General features: G+C 57.4%; 13 protein-coding genes. 6 read left to right on the forward strand and 7 right to left on the reverse strand.

Annotation, left to right across the window (positions count from 1 at the left end; genetic code table 11):
• Positions 1-410 precede the first annotated feature (410 nt).
• Positions 411-2,147 (reverse strand): methyl-accepting chemotaxis protein, encoded by a 1,737-nt coding sequence (locus U5A67_RS39145; RefSeq protein WP_321818591.1) that lies wholly within the window; start codon positions 2,145-2,147, stop codon positions 411-413.
• Between the two features lie 366 nt (positions 2,148-2,513).
• On the reverse strand, positions 2,514-2,744 hold the full coding sequence (locus tag U5A67_RS39150) for a hypothetical protein (RefSeq protein WP_321818592.1): 231 nt from the start codon (positions 2,742-2,744) through the stop codon (positions 2,514-2,516).
• A gap of 147 nt (positions 2,745-2,891) precedes the next feature.
• Between U5A67_RS39150 and U5A67_RS39155 the strand changes: the two genes are divergently transcribed.
• From U5A67_RS39155 to U5A67_RS39175, 5 genes are all read left to right on the forward strand, one after another.
• Positions 2,892-3,239: a hypothetical protein gene (locus tag U5A67_RS39155; RefSeq protein ID WP_321818593.1), complete on the forward strand. Its 348-nt coding sequence runs from the start codon at positions 2,892-2,894 to the stop codon at positions 3,237-3,239.
• A gap of 562 nt (positions 3,240-3,801) precedes the next feature.
• The gene (locus tag U5A67_RS39160; protein WP_321818594.1) at positions 3,802-5,127 is read left to right on the forward strand and encodes an MFS transporter; all 1,326 of its coding nucleotides are present in this window, start codon (positions 3,802-3,804) and stop codon (positions 5,125-5,127) included.
• A 41-nt stretch (positions 5,128-5,168) separates the two neighbouring features.
• Positions 5,169-6,359, forward strand: coding sequence for a M20 aminoacylase family protein (locus tag U5A67_RS39165; RefSeq protein WP_321818595.1), 1,191 nt, complete (start codon positions 5,169-5,171; stop codon positions 6,357-6,359).
• Positions 6,360-6,466: 107 nt separating this feature from the next.
• Complete coding sequence (locus U5A67_RS39170) at positions 6,467-7,636, forward strand: porin (RefSeq protein WP_321818596.1); 1,170 nt, start codon at positions 6,467-6,469, stop codon at positions 7,634-7,636.
• 54 nt (positions 7,637-7,690) lie between these two features.
• Positions 7,691-8,950, forward strand: a complete 1,260-nt coding sequence (locus U5A67_RS39175) for a lipase family protein (protein ID WP_415768318.1) — start codon at positions 7,691-7,693, stop codon at positions 8,948-8,950.
• A gap of 63 nt (positions 8,951-9,013) precedes the next feature.
• Here the strand turns inward: U5A67_RS39175 and U5A67_RS39180 are convergent, their stop codons facing one another.
• The 5 genes from U5A67_RS39180 to U5A67_RS39200 form a co-directional block, all read right to left on the reverse strand.
• Positions 9,014-9,937, reverse strand: coding sequence for a LysR substrate-binding domain-containing protein (locus U5A67_RS39180; protein ID WP_321818597.1), 924 nt, complete (start codon positions 9,935-9,937; stop codon positions 9,014-9,016).
• Positions 9,938-10,158: 221 nt separating this feature from the next.
• Positions 10,159-10,857, reverse strand: a complete 699-nt coding sequence (locus U5A67_RS39185) for an IS3 family transposase (protein ID WP_321818598.1) — start codon at positions 10,855-10,857, stop codon at positions 10,159-10,161.
• Between the two features lie 67 nt (positions 10,858-10,924).
• On the reverse strand, positions 10,925-11,062 hold the full coding sequence (locus U5A67_RS39190) for a hypothetical protein (protein WP_321818599.1): 138 nt from the start codon (positions 11,060-11,062) through the stop codon (positions 10,925-10,927).
• A gap of 233 nt (positions 11,063-11,295) precedes the next feature.
• Complete coding sequence (locus tag U5A67_RS39195) at positions 11,296-11,775, reverse strand: hypothetical protein (RefSeq protein WP_321818600.1); 480 nt, start codon at positions 11,773-11,775, stop codon at positions 11,296-11,298.
• Between the two features lie 344 nt (positions 11,776-12,119).
• On the reverse strand, positions 12,120-12,743 hold the full coding sequence (locus U5A67_RS39200) for an AAA family ATPase (RefSeq protein ID WP_321818601.1): 624 nt from the start codon (positions 12,741-12,743) through the stop codon (positions 12,120-12,122).
• A 199-nt stretch (positions 12,744-12,942) separates the two neighbouring features.
• On the opposite strand from U5A67_RS39200, the gene U5A67_RS39205 reads away from it, so the two are divergent.
• Positions 12,943-13,551 carry a LysE family translocator gene (locus U5A67_RS39205; protein ID WP_321959818.1) on the forward strand — a complete coding sequence of 203 codons (609 nt, stop codon included), beginning with the start codon at positions 12,943-12,945 and terminating at the stop codon, positions 13,549-13,551.
• The last annotated feature ends 766 nt before the right edge of the window (positions 13,552-14,317 follow it).

Genomic DNA, 14,317 nt, shown 5'->3' on the forward strand with positions numbered 1-14,317 from the left:
CAGGCCGACCTTGCGCTGACCGAGCCGAACCGCGCGCTGCTTGAGGGTGCCGCGGTAAGAGACGTGGAAACGAGGCAGGGTCACAGCGAAATTGGGTTGAATCGCACCCTCATGGTCGGATACTTTGACACTGCTGGCTTCCCTCGACTCGCATGACATCAACGTCTCGAACCGCCCGGCGCGGACCCGCATGCCGGGTGGTGTCGCAGGGGCGCAGTCTTGTGCTGCCCCCTATGCCGATCAAAGGATGCAGGTCCGGCATGCTAGCTCAGGGGAAAGCACGCAGATTTTTCAAGACTGAGCGGCGCTTATGTGCGACGCTCGCCGAAACATGGCGAGCGCATCCCGCTGGTCCTGCGTGAAGCCTGCTATTCGTTAGCCGGAGAGAACAAAGTGACTGCTTCGCGGCATTAAAAGCTATGCCAGTCATGTTCCGCAAGTACCGATGGCGCACGCTGCACCGGGTTACCGTTTACTACTGAGGCGGCAGTTACTTTGCGTGCAGCAACGACGCTCTGCCGACCATGAGCGAACGCACGTGTAGCGAAACCAGAACCATTCGCCATGCCCTCCGAATGCCCTGCCTCGCTCACCTTGAAAACCGACACCGCCGCGCGCAGCGTTTCGGCCTGATCGGCCATTGCCTGCGCGGCCGCACTCGCCTGCTCGACAAGCGCGGCATTCTGCTGCGTGACCTCGTCCATCTGCGTCACCGCCACGTTGACCTGTTCGATACCGGTATTCTGTTCGACCGATGCCGACGCAATTTCCCCCATGATGTCCGTAACGCGCTGCACCGAGCGCACGACTTCGCTCATCGTCTGTCCAGCCTGCTGTACGAGAGCCGAACCGTCATGAACATGCGAGACAGACGTTTCGATCAACGCCTTGATCTCTTTGGCGGCCGTAGCACTGCGCTGCGCGAGCGTACGCACTTCGCCTGCAACGACCGCGAAACCCCGACCCTGCTCGCCCGCGCGTGCCGCCTCGACGGCCGCATTCAGCGCGAGGATGTTGGTCTGGAACGCGATGCCTTCGATCACCGAAATGATTTCCGCCACCTTCGACGAACTAGACGAGATGTCTGCCATCGTGCTGACGACCCGCTGCACGACTTCCCCACCGGCCGACGCTGTTTGCGACGCAGTCGTGGCGACCGTGCTGCCTTGACGCGCGTTGTCTGTGTTTGCCTTGACTGTCGACGTCAGCTCTTCCATGCTCGCCGCGGTCTGTTCGAGCGACGCAGCCTGCTCCTCTGTGCGTTGCGATAAGTCGAGATTGCCCTGCGCGATCTCGCCCGCCGCCACCGAAATCGATTCAGCCGAATGCTTGATGCCAGAAACGATGCTGGTCAGCCGCTCACGCATCGCTTCGAGGGACGCCATAAGACTGCGCTCGTCGTCATGCGCAACAGCAATGGAAACCTGCAGATTGCCTGCGGCGATTTCGCCGGCAATACGTTGTGCATCGTTCGGCTCGCCGCCCAGTTGACGCAGCACGCTACGTGTAATGAGCACGGCGGTGACGATGGCTACGCCAATGGCGAGCGCCACCAGCGAGCCGACCAGCATGCGGATGCTGGCGTAAGTGGCTACCGCGTCTTTCTGTGCGTCGGCGTTTTCCTCGTCCTCGCGATCTGCAAGCGCGACGGCTTTTGCGAGCCAGGCGCGCTGCGGCGGGCGGGCCTCCTGCATGATCGTCCGGGTCGTCGTGGCAATATCGCCTGCGACCGCCTGTTCAATCGCTTTCTTCATCGGAGGGACCGCGACCAGTTCCTGCTGATCGACCTCGGCTAGCAGCCTGCGCTCGCCATCTGTTGTGCCAGCCTCGTGCGCGAACATATCGCGCAACTCTTTAGCCGCATCTGCATACACCTTATCCTGTCCCTTGATTCGATCGACCTCAGCTAGCAATTCGTCATGGTTATCAAGGAGTACCAGATTGCGAACCGCGATGGCGCGATCTTGTATCGATGATTTCAGGACATTGGCGAGTCGCGCCTCAGCATTATTGACCCGCGCAATATCATCGAGCCGGCTGTTAAGTTGCGATAGGCCGTAAAAAGCAATTACAGCCTCCACAATCAGAAGCAACGTCAGCAGGGAAAAACCTGCAATCAGGCGGGTCGATAATCTTGTATTCTTCATACTAATTCCGGATGATACGCGTAGCATGGATGGGGTTTACCCAAGGTAGTTACGACAACATCGCAGACTTCTGAAGGGCTATTGAAGGTTTAACAACATTTTCTTTATTGAAAGCCGTTACAAATAATAATATCGTCACGAACGTTCGTTTGCATTTAACTGCTTCCGGGAAATGAACCACACCCAAACGCGCTTGGTATTGGTAGTGCGCCCATTGTCGGAATCAATGTGACCTGTCTCGCGCGAGCGCGGAAATGCCGAGAAGCAGCCGCGGCAAATCATCTGTCACCGGGGAAATGCCGGCCTCGGCCATGATCAGTCATTGTCTTACTCTTCAGCAAAGCCAAGAACATCGAGCAGGTTGCCTTAATACTGGGGTTGAGTTCGGCGATGGCCCGGCTTTACCAGAGGGCTTCCGCAGCCGGTGCGGCTGAAGCCCTGATACGAATAGGCGACGTTCGACGCAGATAGCGTCACACCACCAATGATCTCGCGCGGGTGATCCAGTTGATCAGACAGACTTCCGGCAGTGCGGGCCTCGCGAGAGATTATTGGACAGACGCGCTCGCTCAGCAGTTTATTGAGCGAGAATTTCATATACGTTATTCGTGCGGCCATATCAACCGCCTGATTCGAGACCATGGGGTTCGGCATTGGATATGGCGTGCGGCGGCGTGATGCTCATGCATTCCAGAATGGCTCCAGAGCTTGGGAAGGTGTGGAAAACGATGAGGTTCGAGTTCAATGGACGAGGAAGCGAAAGCCGAACTGCTCACGTTCCTTGTGGTTGGTCAGTTGCTCGCATTCGCGCGTTGCGGCGAGTGGTTGCGGACAGATCACCTGATTGAGTCATGCCAGATCTGGCTGTCGTCGAACGGCGCGCGCTGCAATTGGCTTGATCGCGCGAAGCTCGTCGAAGCCTCCAGGCCGCTCGCAGAGCAGGCCCGAGCTCTGGCTTTTCCGCATGATGAAGCAGGTCTGCTGAAGCTCTTCAATCTTCATAATGGCTGGTTTCTCGACTATCGGTCGCCGATCGTCCAAGAGATTCACACGCTTAGCCTGGCACGTCTTGGAATTGAAGGCGATCGATAACCGCTAAGGTGAACGACTGCTTTTGACGGGCGGAGCGGACATACACGCGCGAACGCCCGCCATCCTCGCGAGGCGCGTACAAATTGCCGCAATCTCGTTTGCCGTGACGCGTGACAGTGCAACCTGCACGTCGTCCAGATCTATATCGTCTTCGGACCGCTGCACGATGAACTGCTTGACCCGCGCGCTCCTGCTGCCGAGTGCCTGATGGACGGAGTCAACGTACACACTCTCTCGCTCCACTGCAGTTGTATGCGGCGCTGTTGCCGAACCGAAATAAAGCAGCGCTCGAGCGGTTTCATGCCGGCCAGAAGGATCACGATTATGGCCGGGGCGCCAATCACTGACCAATGTCGACCAAATCGATGCCCATGCGGAGCCATTGAACGGACCGCTGGTCATAGACTACCGCGCGAGCGCAGCGCGCCACAACTAAAACTCAATGCCCTGAATATCTCTCGCTTGTCCTGATGTTTTTGGCCCCGAACACTTGCCAGACCACTGACACAGGCATTGTGAAATACGGCGCACAACAGCGCCCCACAAACGAGAGACAACGGCGATGAGCGAAATCCACCCTAACCTGCTTGACGAGCGACACGGCCAATTTCCGTCCGATCACGCCGCAAGCGCCACCACGCCGACGATCAGTCGACGAGCAATTGCCGCAGCGGCGATCGGCAACGGACTTGAAGCCTACGACTTCACGCTGTACAGCTTCTTTGCCGCAACGATCGGCCACCTGTACTTCCCGGCTAGCGATCCCACCACGTCGCTGCTCCTCTCGTTCGCAACATTCGGCGCCGGGTTTGTGATGCGTCCGCTAGGGGCGGTTCTGATCGGCAACCTCGCGGATCGTCGTGGACGCAAGTCGGCCCTGTCGCTCACCATCGCTCTGATGACCGCAGGCACGGCCGTGATCGCGCTCACGCCGACTTACGCGAGTATTGGCGTCATCGCCACTGTTCTCATGGTACTGGGGCGGCTTCTGCAAGGACTCTCGGCTGGCGGCGAGATCGGTACGGCGTCGGCGTTGCTGCTGGAATCGGCGAGCAAAGGGCGTCGTTGTTACTTTGTCAGTTGGCAAACAGCCACTCAGGGTGCCGCTGCGCTGCTCGGCGCGCTGTCCGGACTGACGCTCCACGCGTTATTGCCCGCCGACGAGGTTGCCACATGGGGTTGGCGTCTGCCCTTTCTAATGGGCCTTTTCATTGCGCCCGTCGGGCTCTATATCCGCCGCCATCTTCCCGAAACGCAGATTGAAAACCACGGCACGGCGCTCGATGGCATTCGCGAAGTCGTGAGCGGACATTGGAGGACGCTACTCCTCGGCATTCTGATGATGACGAGCAGCACGACGTCGGTGTACGTCTCCATGCTCTACATGCCGACCTATCTCGTGCGGACCTTGCACATGCCGCCCATCACGGCTTACGCGTGCACGGCCGTGTCCGGTTTGACTATGCTGGTGCTCGCGCCGCTGTTCGGGCGTCTTGCCGACCGGCTCCGCCGTCGCAAACCTCTCGTCATCATCAACTGCCTGATTTCCCTGGTGATTGGACTTCCCAGCGCTGCGTTGATCGTATCCGGCCCCGGGCTGCCCGTCGTTCTGATGTGCGTCGTGCTGTCAGGAACCCTGATGTCGATGAGCGCCGGTGCCGGTCCCGTATTGATGATGGAGGCATTTCCGCGCAAACATCGCGCGGCCGGCATGTCGATGATGTACAGCTTCGGCGTGACGATTTTCGGCGCATTTGCTCCGCTCGCGGTCACCTGGCTCATTGGCGCCACAGGCAGCCCGATGGCGCCCGCCTTTTACCAGTTGAGTGCGCTCCTCATTACGTTCGCAGCACTGCTGTTATACCCCGGGCATCCTGACCGCGCGTAAGTGCCTGCACGCTGGTCAAATCCGAACTTTGGTCTTGAATAATGAACTATCCATACAAAATCCCCGCCGCGATACTTGAATCGGCCGAGCGCTTCGCTGCACTAAGGCATCGCATTCACGCCAATCCCGAACTGGGCGCCGAGGTACCCAACACGGCTTCGCTCGTCGAGCGCCTGTTGCGCGAATGGGGCTATGAGGTCCACACCGGCATTGGCGGCATGGGCATCGTCGCGCAACTCAAACTCGGTAGTAGCCCGCGTACGCTCGGAATCCGCGCCGACATGGATGCGCTTCCGATCCAGGAGCGCACAGGGCTGCCGTACGCCAGCACGCTCGATGGTCGCATGCACGCATGCGGCCACGATGGCCATACCGCAACGCTGCTCGCGGCCGCCGAATATCTCGCGAGTCACCAAGCGTTCGACGGCACACTGAATCTCATCTTCCAGCCCGACGAGGAAGGCCTGTCCGGCGCAGTCGCGATGATGAATGACGGCTTATTCGAGCGTTTTCCCTGTGACGCCATTTTCGCCTTTCACAATGCGCCTGGCCTTCCCGTCGGCAAGGCCGTGGTCCAGGCAGGGCCGCTTGGCGGCTCGTCGGATCGGGTCACGGTGACTTTCCGTGGTAAGGGCGGTCACGGTGCCATCCCTCATCGGGCGATCGATCCGACACTCGCACTTTGCACGACGGTCGTCGCACTACAAGGGATCGTCGCGCGCAACGTTGCGCCTGTCGACGCGGGTGTGATCAGCGTCGGCCAGATTTCGGCAGGCACGACGTTCAACATCATTCCCGAAACCGCTACGTTGAAATTGACCGTGCGCGCCACCAAGCCCGAAGTGCGCAAGCTGCTGGAAGAGAGAATCAGAACCGTTGTGACCCATCAGGCTGCGTCCTGTGGCGTTCACGCCGACATCGCCTACGACCACATGGTTCCTGTCGTGATGAACACAGCCGCCGAGGCTTCGATCGCTCGAACCGCCATTGAGAGTGTGCTTGGCAAGGATAACGTGATCCAGATTCCGCCGTCGACGCAACTGGGCAGCGAGGACTTCGCCTGGATGCTGGAAAAGGTCCCGGGTTGCTACTTTTCGCTAGGTAACGGAACGGGAGAGTGGTTCGGCTGCTCGCTACACAACGACGGCTATGATTTCAACGATCGCGTCATTCCGTTGGGCGCGGCCTGCTGGGCCGCCCTCGTGCAAACCTGGCTGGCGCCTGGCTCATAACGCCCAGGCAGTTAGCTGGCTCCGACCTCCGACGCGATCACAATACGTAAGTCCGATTTGCGTAGACTTTCCCCGCATGGCTGCTAGAAAAAACACAAGATCTCCCGATGAAGTTACGATTAGCATTCCTCTATACATTCGGGCTATTTTCGGCTCAAGCCCAAGCTCAATCGAGTGTGACGCTGTACGGCGTGGTGGACGTCGGCGGCGTGTATAGCTCCAACGCATGGGGCAAACAGCAGTATGCGCTGGCAAGCGGAGTCGAAGGTTCCAGTGTCTGGGGCCTCAAAGGCAGCGAAAATCTGGGCGGGGGGGCCAAAGCCATTTTTACGCTGGAGAATGGCTATAGCTCGACAACCGGCGCAATCTCCCAGAACGGAACGTTTTTCGGACGACAGGCCTTCGTCGGTCTTTCGGGCACACCGGGCACCGTAACGCTCGGACGGCAGTATTCCAGCGCCTACTGGTACACCGGCTATCTGAGTGCCGGCGGGAGTTGGGCGGCTGCCGGCGCGGGTTACGGAGCGCATCCTGGCGACGTCGATAATCTCGACACGTTCGCCCGCGTCAACAACACGATCAAGTACACGACACCTGTTATTGGCGGTTTATCGGCATCGGCCATGTACAGTTTCGGCGGCCAGGCCGGTTCGACTGCAACCAATCGTATTATCGCGTTCGGTGCCGGCTACGTTCGCGGACCGCTAACGCTGGGCGTTGCCTATCAGGATACGAACAGGCCAAATTTTTCGCTCTACGGTAACAAGGCCAACGATAGTGCCACCGCGAACAATATGGTCAGTGCTGTCAACCTCGGATTCGCTTCCGCCGCCGCACAGAAGATCTTTGCAGCAGCGGCAGCGTACACGCTGGGCAATGCGACTTTCGGCGCTGTATTCAGCAACACGCGCTATACCGATCTTGGCTCGGTAGCCGTCACCGGGTTAAGCAAAAAAGAGGCAGCCTATCGGGGAGTCGAAAGCTTTAACATCGGCGAACTAAACGTGAAGTATCAGTTGACTCCTGTCCTGATGCTGGGAGTCGCTTATGACTATACGAACTGCAGCGGTCCCACACGCGCCCGTTACCAACAGATCGATATGGGCGTCGACTATTCGATATCGAAGACGACCGACCTGTACACGCTGGCCTTCTATCAGCATGCATCAGGAACCGATTCTCGCGGCCTGCCAGCCGTGGCGGCTATCGCAGGCGCAACGTGGTCTAAAACCAATGTTCAGGTGATCGCAACGGTGGGGATTCGGCACAAGTTTTAAAACGTAGCGTGCGATCGCCTTTCTATTTCAGATGAAGTGACCGATAAGAATTCAATGATTACCATAGCGCTACGACACTACTGTTCCAACTTTAAATCGCTCTGCATTTTGATTTCGCCACTGCTTATGCTGCTCGCAGGCTGCGCGGTCCGACAAGACAGCACGACGACATCCACCAGTCTGCCGTCGTTCTACACATGGAGAGAAGCGATCCCGAACACACCAGGCCGCCTCCTGCGCAGCGAATCATTGACGCCGCAGCAAAGCCTCGACAATGCAGGAGAAAATATCCGCGTCTTGTATACGTCGACGGATGGAGTCGATAATCACACGCCGATTGTCGTGTCCGGCGCACTTTACCTTCCGAAGGGGACGCCACCGAAAGGTGGCTGGCCACTCATGGCGTGGGCACACGGGACGGTTGGCATCGCCGATGTATGCGCGCCGTCGTTTGCAGGACGTAGCGCCCGTGACACGACCTACTTGAACGCTTGGCTGGCATTGGGCTACGCTATTGTAGCTACCGACTATCAAGGTCTCGGCACAACCGGACTCCATCCTTACGGGCTGACCCGGCCGCTCGCCTACGATCTTCTCGACAGCATTCGAGCCGTTCAGCACGGCAGTTTTGCGCTGTCTTCCAAGGTTGTCGTCTTCGGACAATCCCAGGGCGCACGCGCCGGATTTGCAACAGCGGCATACGCGCGGCAATACGCTCCAGATCTCGACATCGTTGGCGTGGTTGTCACTGGTACTCCCTATGCCACTTCGAAGTTAAAGACAGCATCCACCGAACACGGATTGACGAGTTCGACGGTCGACCCGGCGTTTGCCTACGTCTTACTCCGCTTTGCAACTGCCTCGATCCTGGATCCGTCGTTTGCTCCCGCCGATTACCTGAACGAAAAAGCCAGATCCGTATTCGAGTTGAGCCAGCACGCGTGTCTTCCGACGCTTGAACAGCGAATCGTGTCCGAGGGGGTGACGGCTCATGACAGTTTCGCCCGCGCATGGCCGAAGGCTTTAGTCGACGAATTCACCCGGCAGGCGGCCTATCCCACACTCAACACCGATATTCCAATTTTCATGGGCATGGGTGGTAAAGACGTCGATGTCTATACCGCAGACCAGATAAGACTGGCCCACGATGCATGCGCCGCGGGCGATCTCATCGAATCGCACCTTTACCCTTCGCTCGATCACTCGGGCACGGTCAATGGATCGCTGCCCGACTCGACACTGTTCGTCAGACGCGCCTTCTCCGGAGAGCACATCGATGGAAATTGCGCGATGTCCTCGCCTATCTTGCAATGAGTGAAGAACACAACGCAACGACTGGAGTGCCCTCAATCCAAGTGAGGCCCGGTTATAGCGGCGTCACGGCTTGAGTATGCGCGCGCGCGTGGGATCGTAGTCACGCAACGCATCGGCTATCACGTTGTGCAGCCGTTCCGCCGAGCGTGGCAGTGTATGGCGATCGCGCGTGACGAGCGAAATCTCGCGAGCGGGTAGCGGCTCGTTAAGTTCGAGAAAATCCATCGTTTCACGCATAAAACGACTGCTCGTGGATTCTGTCGAAAGCAGAATGAGTGTGTCCATCTGCGAACACATAGCGAGCGCGAGCGACATCGACGAGCATTCAATCACGCGCGAGGGCAATGGGAGACCCTGATCAGCGAATAGCTGCGCGAAAGGCGTGCTCGCGTCTGCAAGCGGATCAAGCACGATCCATTCAGCGTCGGTCAACGAAGCGAGTGAGCGCTCAGCGCTCAGCGGATGCCCCTTGCGCGCCGCCACCAGTGTGGCCATGCTCAGCAGCCGCGTGCAGTCGAGCAGGCTGTCAGGCGCCATGCGCTGCGATGTCACGGCGAAATCGAGCGTACCTTCCCGGACGTGTTCGAGCAACTGGTTCGGCCGCATTTCCAGCATACGCAAACGCGTCTGCGGATAATCGCGCCGGAACGCCGAAAGGCAATCGGCCAGTGGACGAAGCAGCGCAGTAACTGGCGTCACACCAATGCTGATTTCGCTGAGCGCGTTTCCGTTCATCTCTTCCATGTCGTCGCGCGCGCGGCGCACGTTCTCACTGATAAGCCGCGCATGGCCGACGAGCCGCTGACCATGGACGGTCAACTGCACACCCTTGCTGGAACGCACGAACAGCGTCGCGCCCACCTGCCCTTCCAGTTCCTTGAGCGCCTTGCTTAACGCCGATTGCGTGACATGCAGCATGCGCGACGCTTCCAGAATGCTCCCGGTTTCCGCAACGGCAGCGAGGGCTCTCAGTTGATGCAGTTTCATAGTTGGACAATGTTAGGACAGACGGCAGATCGCAGTGTAACCGCAACGGCACAGTGGTTTGATGCCAAACTGCCGCTCGATCATACGCCCCGTAAGCTGGTGTTCTGTCCCAGAAATAACTTTGCACAACCGAGCCACTTTCTGGAGAATTGAATCGGACGTCGCGGTCCATACGAACGGCTGGCCGTGTTTGTTGTAGCGGGCAGTCCCCGACTTGCGCTTTAAGAAGGCGGCAGTCTTACGAGGCGGAACTCTGTAATGCGGTAACCAACCCACGTAGTCAGTGTGATCCACCGTCGAGCATTATTGCTACGTCGCCCTCGGGAAATTCGGAAACCTAGCCACACCCGTTCAACGAAAACGTTGTCACGCCAGGCGCCCTTTCCATCCATGGACAGAAGAACACTCCGGCTGAGCACTGCGTTGGTAAATTCGGTTGCGGTGAACTGGCTGCCTTGATCCGTGTTGACGATCTCAGGCAGCCAAGTATTTCGCAAACGCTTCCTCCTGCGCCTGGGCAGCATGGCAGCTCTCCAGCGTGCGCCACCCGGTGTGCCAGTACCCGATGGCTCGCCCAGTCCACGAAAGCCCTCAGATATACGAAGCCGCGCGCCATCGGCGGTATAGCTCGTATCGAGCGCCCAGACCTGATTGGCCGGGTCGATTTTCCGGTTGCGAAGCGGGCACGGCGAGATCCTGTGGGCTGCAAGCTTGGCGCTCGTGTTTGGCTTGCGATACAACGCGTGGACGCCCATTCGCTTCATCAAGGTGCTGACGTGTCTGCGCCCGACCTTGATGCCTTCGCGATGCAGCAGTCGTGCCAGCATTCGCGTCCCCGCAAATGAATGCTCAAGGTAAAGCCCGTCAATACGGCGCATCAATTTCAGATCCGCGTCGCTGACCCGCGCGATCGGTAACAAGCGCTCGACCGGCCGATGCCTACGAACCGGGCCTGCTGTATCGCCGGCAGGGCGTGATCACGATCGATCATCGCCTTATGCCCAGCAGCCTCGCCTTGCTGAGCGAGCTTTCAACAAAATAGTTTTCCAGCGTCAACTGCCCGATCTTCGCGTGCAATACCTTCACGTCGACTGTCGGTGCCGCCGGGTTGCCGGCATCGAACACATCGGCAACCCGCTCCTGCAGTTGCCTCTTGCAGTCTGCAATCTGGTTCGGATAGACCGGTGCTGTTCCGATTTGCCAAACCAGTGTCGCTCTAACATCGAAAATCCGTCAGCAACTAGATAGGCTCGAACGTTCGATAAAACGGTCAGTTGCTGATGGCATGCCATGGTATGACAGATCAGATGGGGGCTACAGATCCACATGTTTGTGCGTGATCCACGCAGCCACGTGCATCAAGACGACGTGAAAAGCGATTCGCAGCCATTTTCACGCACGACCTTTTGCTTACGCTTTAGATCCCATACCCCGGGATAAGCTTCCGGTGTGCACCGCATGCTGCCGTCAACGCTCACGTAGCGTCCGTCGGGAGAGATTCGACCCGGCTGCGAATCGATGTAAGTGAACGATTCCTTGAGCAAGCGGGACGTGCTCTTCGACGCGTTATACATCCCCGGAAAATTGGCGACAGGTAGTTTGCTGCCGAGTTTTGCAACTAGTGCCGTATAGGTTAGAGGGCTGGAGCTCACTACGGCAACCGATAGATACAGCCCATTCGCGATGTTCACATCAGTCACGGTGCCGGCTTTGTCGGGAATGCGTTCGATCGGAGCAATGCCACCGGCGCAGTTGATCACCGAAGCGACGCTCACGTATTCGACGTTGCCAAGAGTGACGATCGTTTTGTTCCAATTGAAAACGGGCGTCGCATTCACTAGCTCCGTATTGATGCGACATTGTTTTTCAGTGTGATCTGCATTGGTGATGACGAGAATTCTCGTAGACGGGACATACCGCACAGAGTCCGGGGGCTGAGCATGAGCGTGGACAGTGACGGCGGCCAGTGCGGTGGCCCACCATTTATAGTTTCTCAATTTAAGACCTTCAAAGCGTCAACTGTTTCGGTAAGATGCTCAGCATGAGTATGGGTATTTTTGCCGTTCATACGGATCCAAGAGTGTCCGTATTGTCGACAATCTCGGGCAGGCCGTCGACCGACCGCGTATGGCCGGCTACCGCCGCGCCTGAACGGACAGTCATGCTCCCCAAAAGACAAAATTCAGCTGTCGACGAGACGGTCACCCAACGGCTGAGTCGAATCGAAATCATCGTCGAGAATCACCACCTCGCAGAATCCCTCGACAAGCGACGGCGGTTCGAAAATTTTAAAGACGTTTTCAACAGCGTCATCGGGAACTATTTCGTCGACCGGTCGACTCCTGTTGCGGCGTAGTGCGGTCTGCAAATCAACCTTCACCCATACCGCGGCGACGCTAACCCCGACAGCTTTGGCAATCTCAAGAACTCGTGAGCGGCGATTCGCGGTTGCGAAGGTTGAATCGACGTAGATGGTTTCGTTTGACTCCGATGCCCATTTCCTCGCCCTAGTGGACTTTCCCGCACCTTGAACACCGATGACCATGACTATCGGCCGCCTGTGCACCTGAAGGGCAGCGGATAGATCTGCATACAGGCGTTCCCACGCTGCTGCATTGCGTTCGGCCGTAAAGATTCGGCCAACATCGGTCTGCAGATACTGGTCTGGATTGAGATGCATCGGTTCCGCCTCAGCGATCTGTGATCGGCGATTGTCGCCGATGTAGCCGATGCCGTCGAATTTCCGAAACTGGCCGACCACCGCCCCACGACCGGCGCGGCGATCATCTCCGGCGCGAGTTCTCATGCAATCGGCATAAGCCGACCCACGAGGGACGGTCGGCCCACCTGAAAGCGGACATTAAGGTTGCCCTAACTGACTCAATGCGAGCAGATCGCCAATGGCGGAAGAAATGTTTTTTCAGCACCCTCAAGCCGTGTTTATGGCAAGCTTTGTTCGCCCCTCCCGAGATTGAATCAGAGACACTATGAGTCTGCATACATACATGCTTTTTGTAGTCGCAAGCCTTGTTCTTTGTCTCGTGCCTGGCCCGGACATGTTGTTCATGCTTGGGCGCACAATTGCACAAGGACGTGCGGCAGGACTATGCGCTGCGTTCGGAATTAATCTCGGCGCCTATGTACATTTGCTTGCTGCGGTAACGGGACTCTCGGCACTTGTCTTGGCATCAGCAACGGCGTTCACCGCTGTAAAGTGGGTCGGCGCGGCTTACCTCACTTACCTTGGCTTTGGAGCATTGCGCACCAAGGGAATTGCCCTCCCTGTCAGCGGCGATGCCAAGAAAAGAGCTTTACATCTCATCTTCTGGCAAGGCTTTCTCAGTGACGTCTTGAATCCGAAAGTCGCTCTGTTTTACATCGCATTGCTTCCGCAGTTCATGAACGCACACGACCCGAGTCCTGTGAAGCATCTCATTGCGTTGGGCGTGATTGGCAACATGGTCGGAATATCAACGAGTATCACCTACGTGTTTCTCGCGGCGAGAATGACAGGTGCACTTCGTCGTAACCAGACTATTTCAGCATGGTTGACTAGGATCATGGGCGCCTTGTTTGTCGGATTAGGTCTGAAGTTGGCAACAGAGAAAATCTGATGATACTTGCCAATTGTTGACGATCTGGTCCACGATGCCGAAGGACTCAAACTGGCCGGCTAGTGCCGAATGCGTTTTGGCTCAGTTCGCCCCGGATTGATCGGCGAGTTTCTGGAAAGCGGACGATCGGGGTTGCCGACTGCCCTAGCGCACGAAAGATATTATTTGGTCGATGCTAACCGCGATGATTGCCACGTTTGGTAAACCGAGGCGCATCCTGTTTGGACAGAATAGTTATCCCGAATCGGCCCACTATCTACTGCCAGACGAATCAAAAATACTCCTAGCATCGGTCGATCAAGCTCAAAGGTCTCGTCTGCTTCGGTAACTACCGAGCCCGAAGAATACTCTGCACAAAGTAGGCCATCCGCCATAGGAATCACCGTGTCCGGACCCCGAGCGGAATCGTTGAGCGTCCAGTAGGCAACAAATAGTATCAACGGCGAAGCCAGAATTGAGACCGCGACCGGGATCGAAAGCACGGTTCCCAAAGCTAGTCCGAATCGTCGCGGTTGTAACGCGAACGCGCCGAAAGCGATATATGCGTAGCCTACGAAGACCGAAAAGAACAGCAATACATTAACTATGTGGCTGCGCGTGGAGATACCAAACCTGATCCCAGCCAGTATCGTAAAAATTAACGCGAAGGCTAACAAATACTTTATTCGTGGCCGCATAGCTTCTTGTAGGTTTTCTGGTTGCCGACATTGTAGATTCTTGGCTTGATTGTCGTTGATCTACGCCTAGGTGTCGAACGACCGCTCAT

The organism is Paraburkholderia sp. J69-1 (assembly GCF_905220255.1).
Taxonomy (GTDB): Bacteria; Pseudomonadota; Gammaproteobacteria; order Burkholderiales; family Burkholderiaceae; genus Paraburkholderia.

What these genes read in the sequence shown, in the direction of transcription:
- U5A67_RS39145 (WP_321818591.1), bottom strand. Translation starts at nt 2,147, where the DNA reads ATGAAGAATACAAGATTATCGACCCGCCTGATTGCAGGTTTTTCCCTG.
- U5A67_RS39150 (WP_321818592.1), bottom strand. Translation starts at nt 2,744, where the DNA reads ATGAAATTCTCGCTCAATAAACTGCTGAGCGAGCGCGTCTGTCCAATA.
- U5A67_RS39155 (WP_321818593.1), top strand. Translation starts at nt 2,892, where the DNA reads ATGGACGAGGAAGCGAAAGCCGAACTGCTCACGTTCCTTGTGGTTGGT.
- U5A67_RS39160 (WP_321818594.1), top strand. Translation starts at nt 3,802, where the DNA reads ATGAGCGAAATCCACCCTAACCTGCTTGACGAGCGACACGGCCAATTT.
- U5A67_RS39165 (WP_321818595.1), top strand. Translation starts at nt 5,169, where the DNA reads ATGAACTATCCATACAAAATCCCCGCCGCGATACTTGAATCGGCCGAG.
- U5A67_RS39170 (WP_321818596.1), top strand. Translation starts at nt 6,467, where the DNA reads ATGAAGTTACGATTAGCATTCCTCTATACATTCGGGCTATTTTCGGCT.
- U5A67_RS39175 (WP_415768318.1), top strand. Translation starts at nt 7,691, where the DNA reads ATGATTACCATAGCGCTACGACACTACTGTTCCAACTTTAAATCGCTC.
- U5A67_RS39180 (WP_321818597.1), bottom strand. Translation starts at nt 9,937, where the DNA reads ATGAAACTGCATCAACTGAGAGCCCTCGCTGCCGTTGCGGAAACCGGG.
- U5A67_RS39200 (WP_321818601.1), bottom strand. Translation starts at nt 12,743, where the DNA reads ATGAGAACTCGCGCCGGAGATGATCGCCGCGCCGGTCGTGGGGCGGTG.
- U5A67_RS39205 (WP_321959818.1), top strand. Translation starts at nt 12,943, where the DNA reads ATGCTTTTTGTAGTCGCAAGCCTTGTTCTTTGTCTCGTGCCTGGCCCG.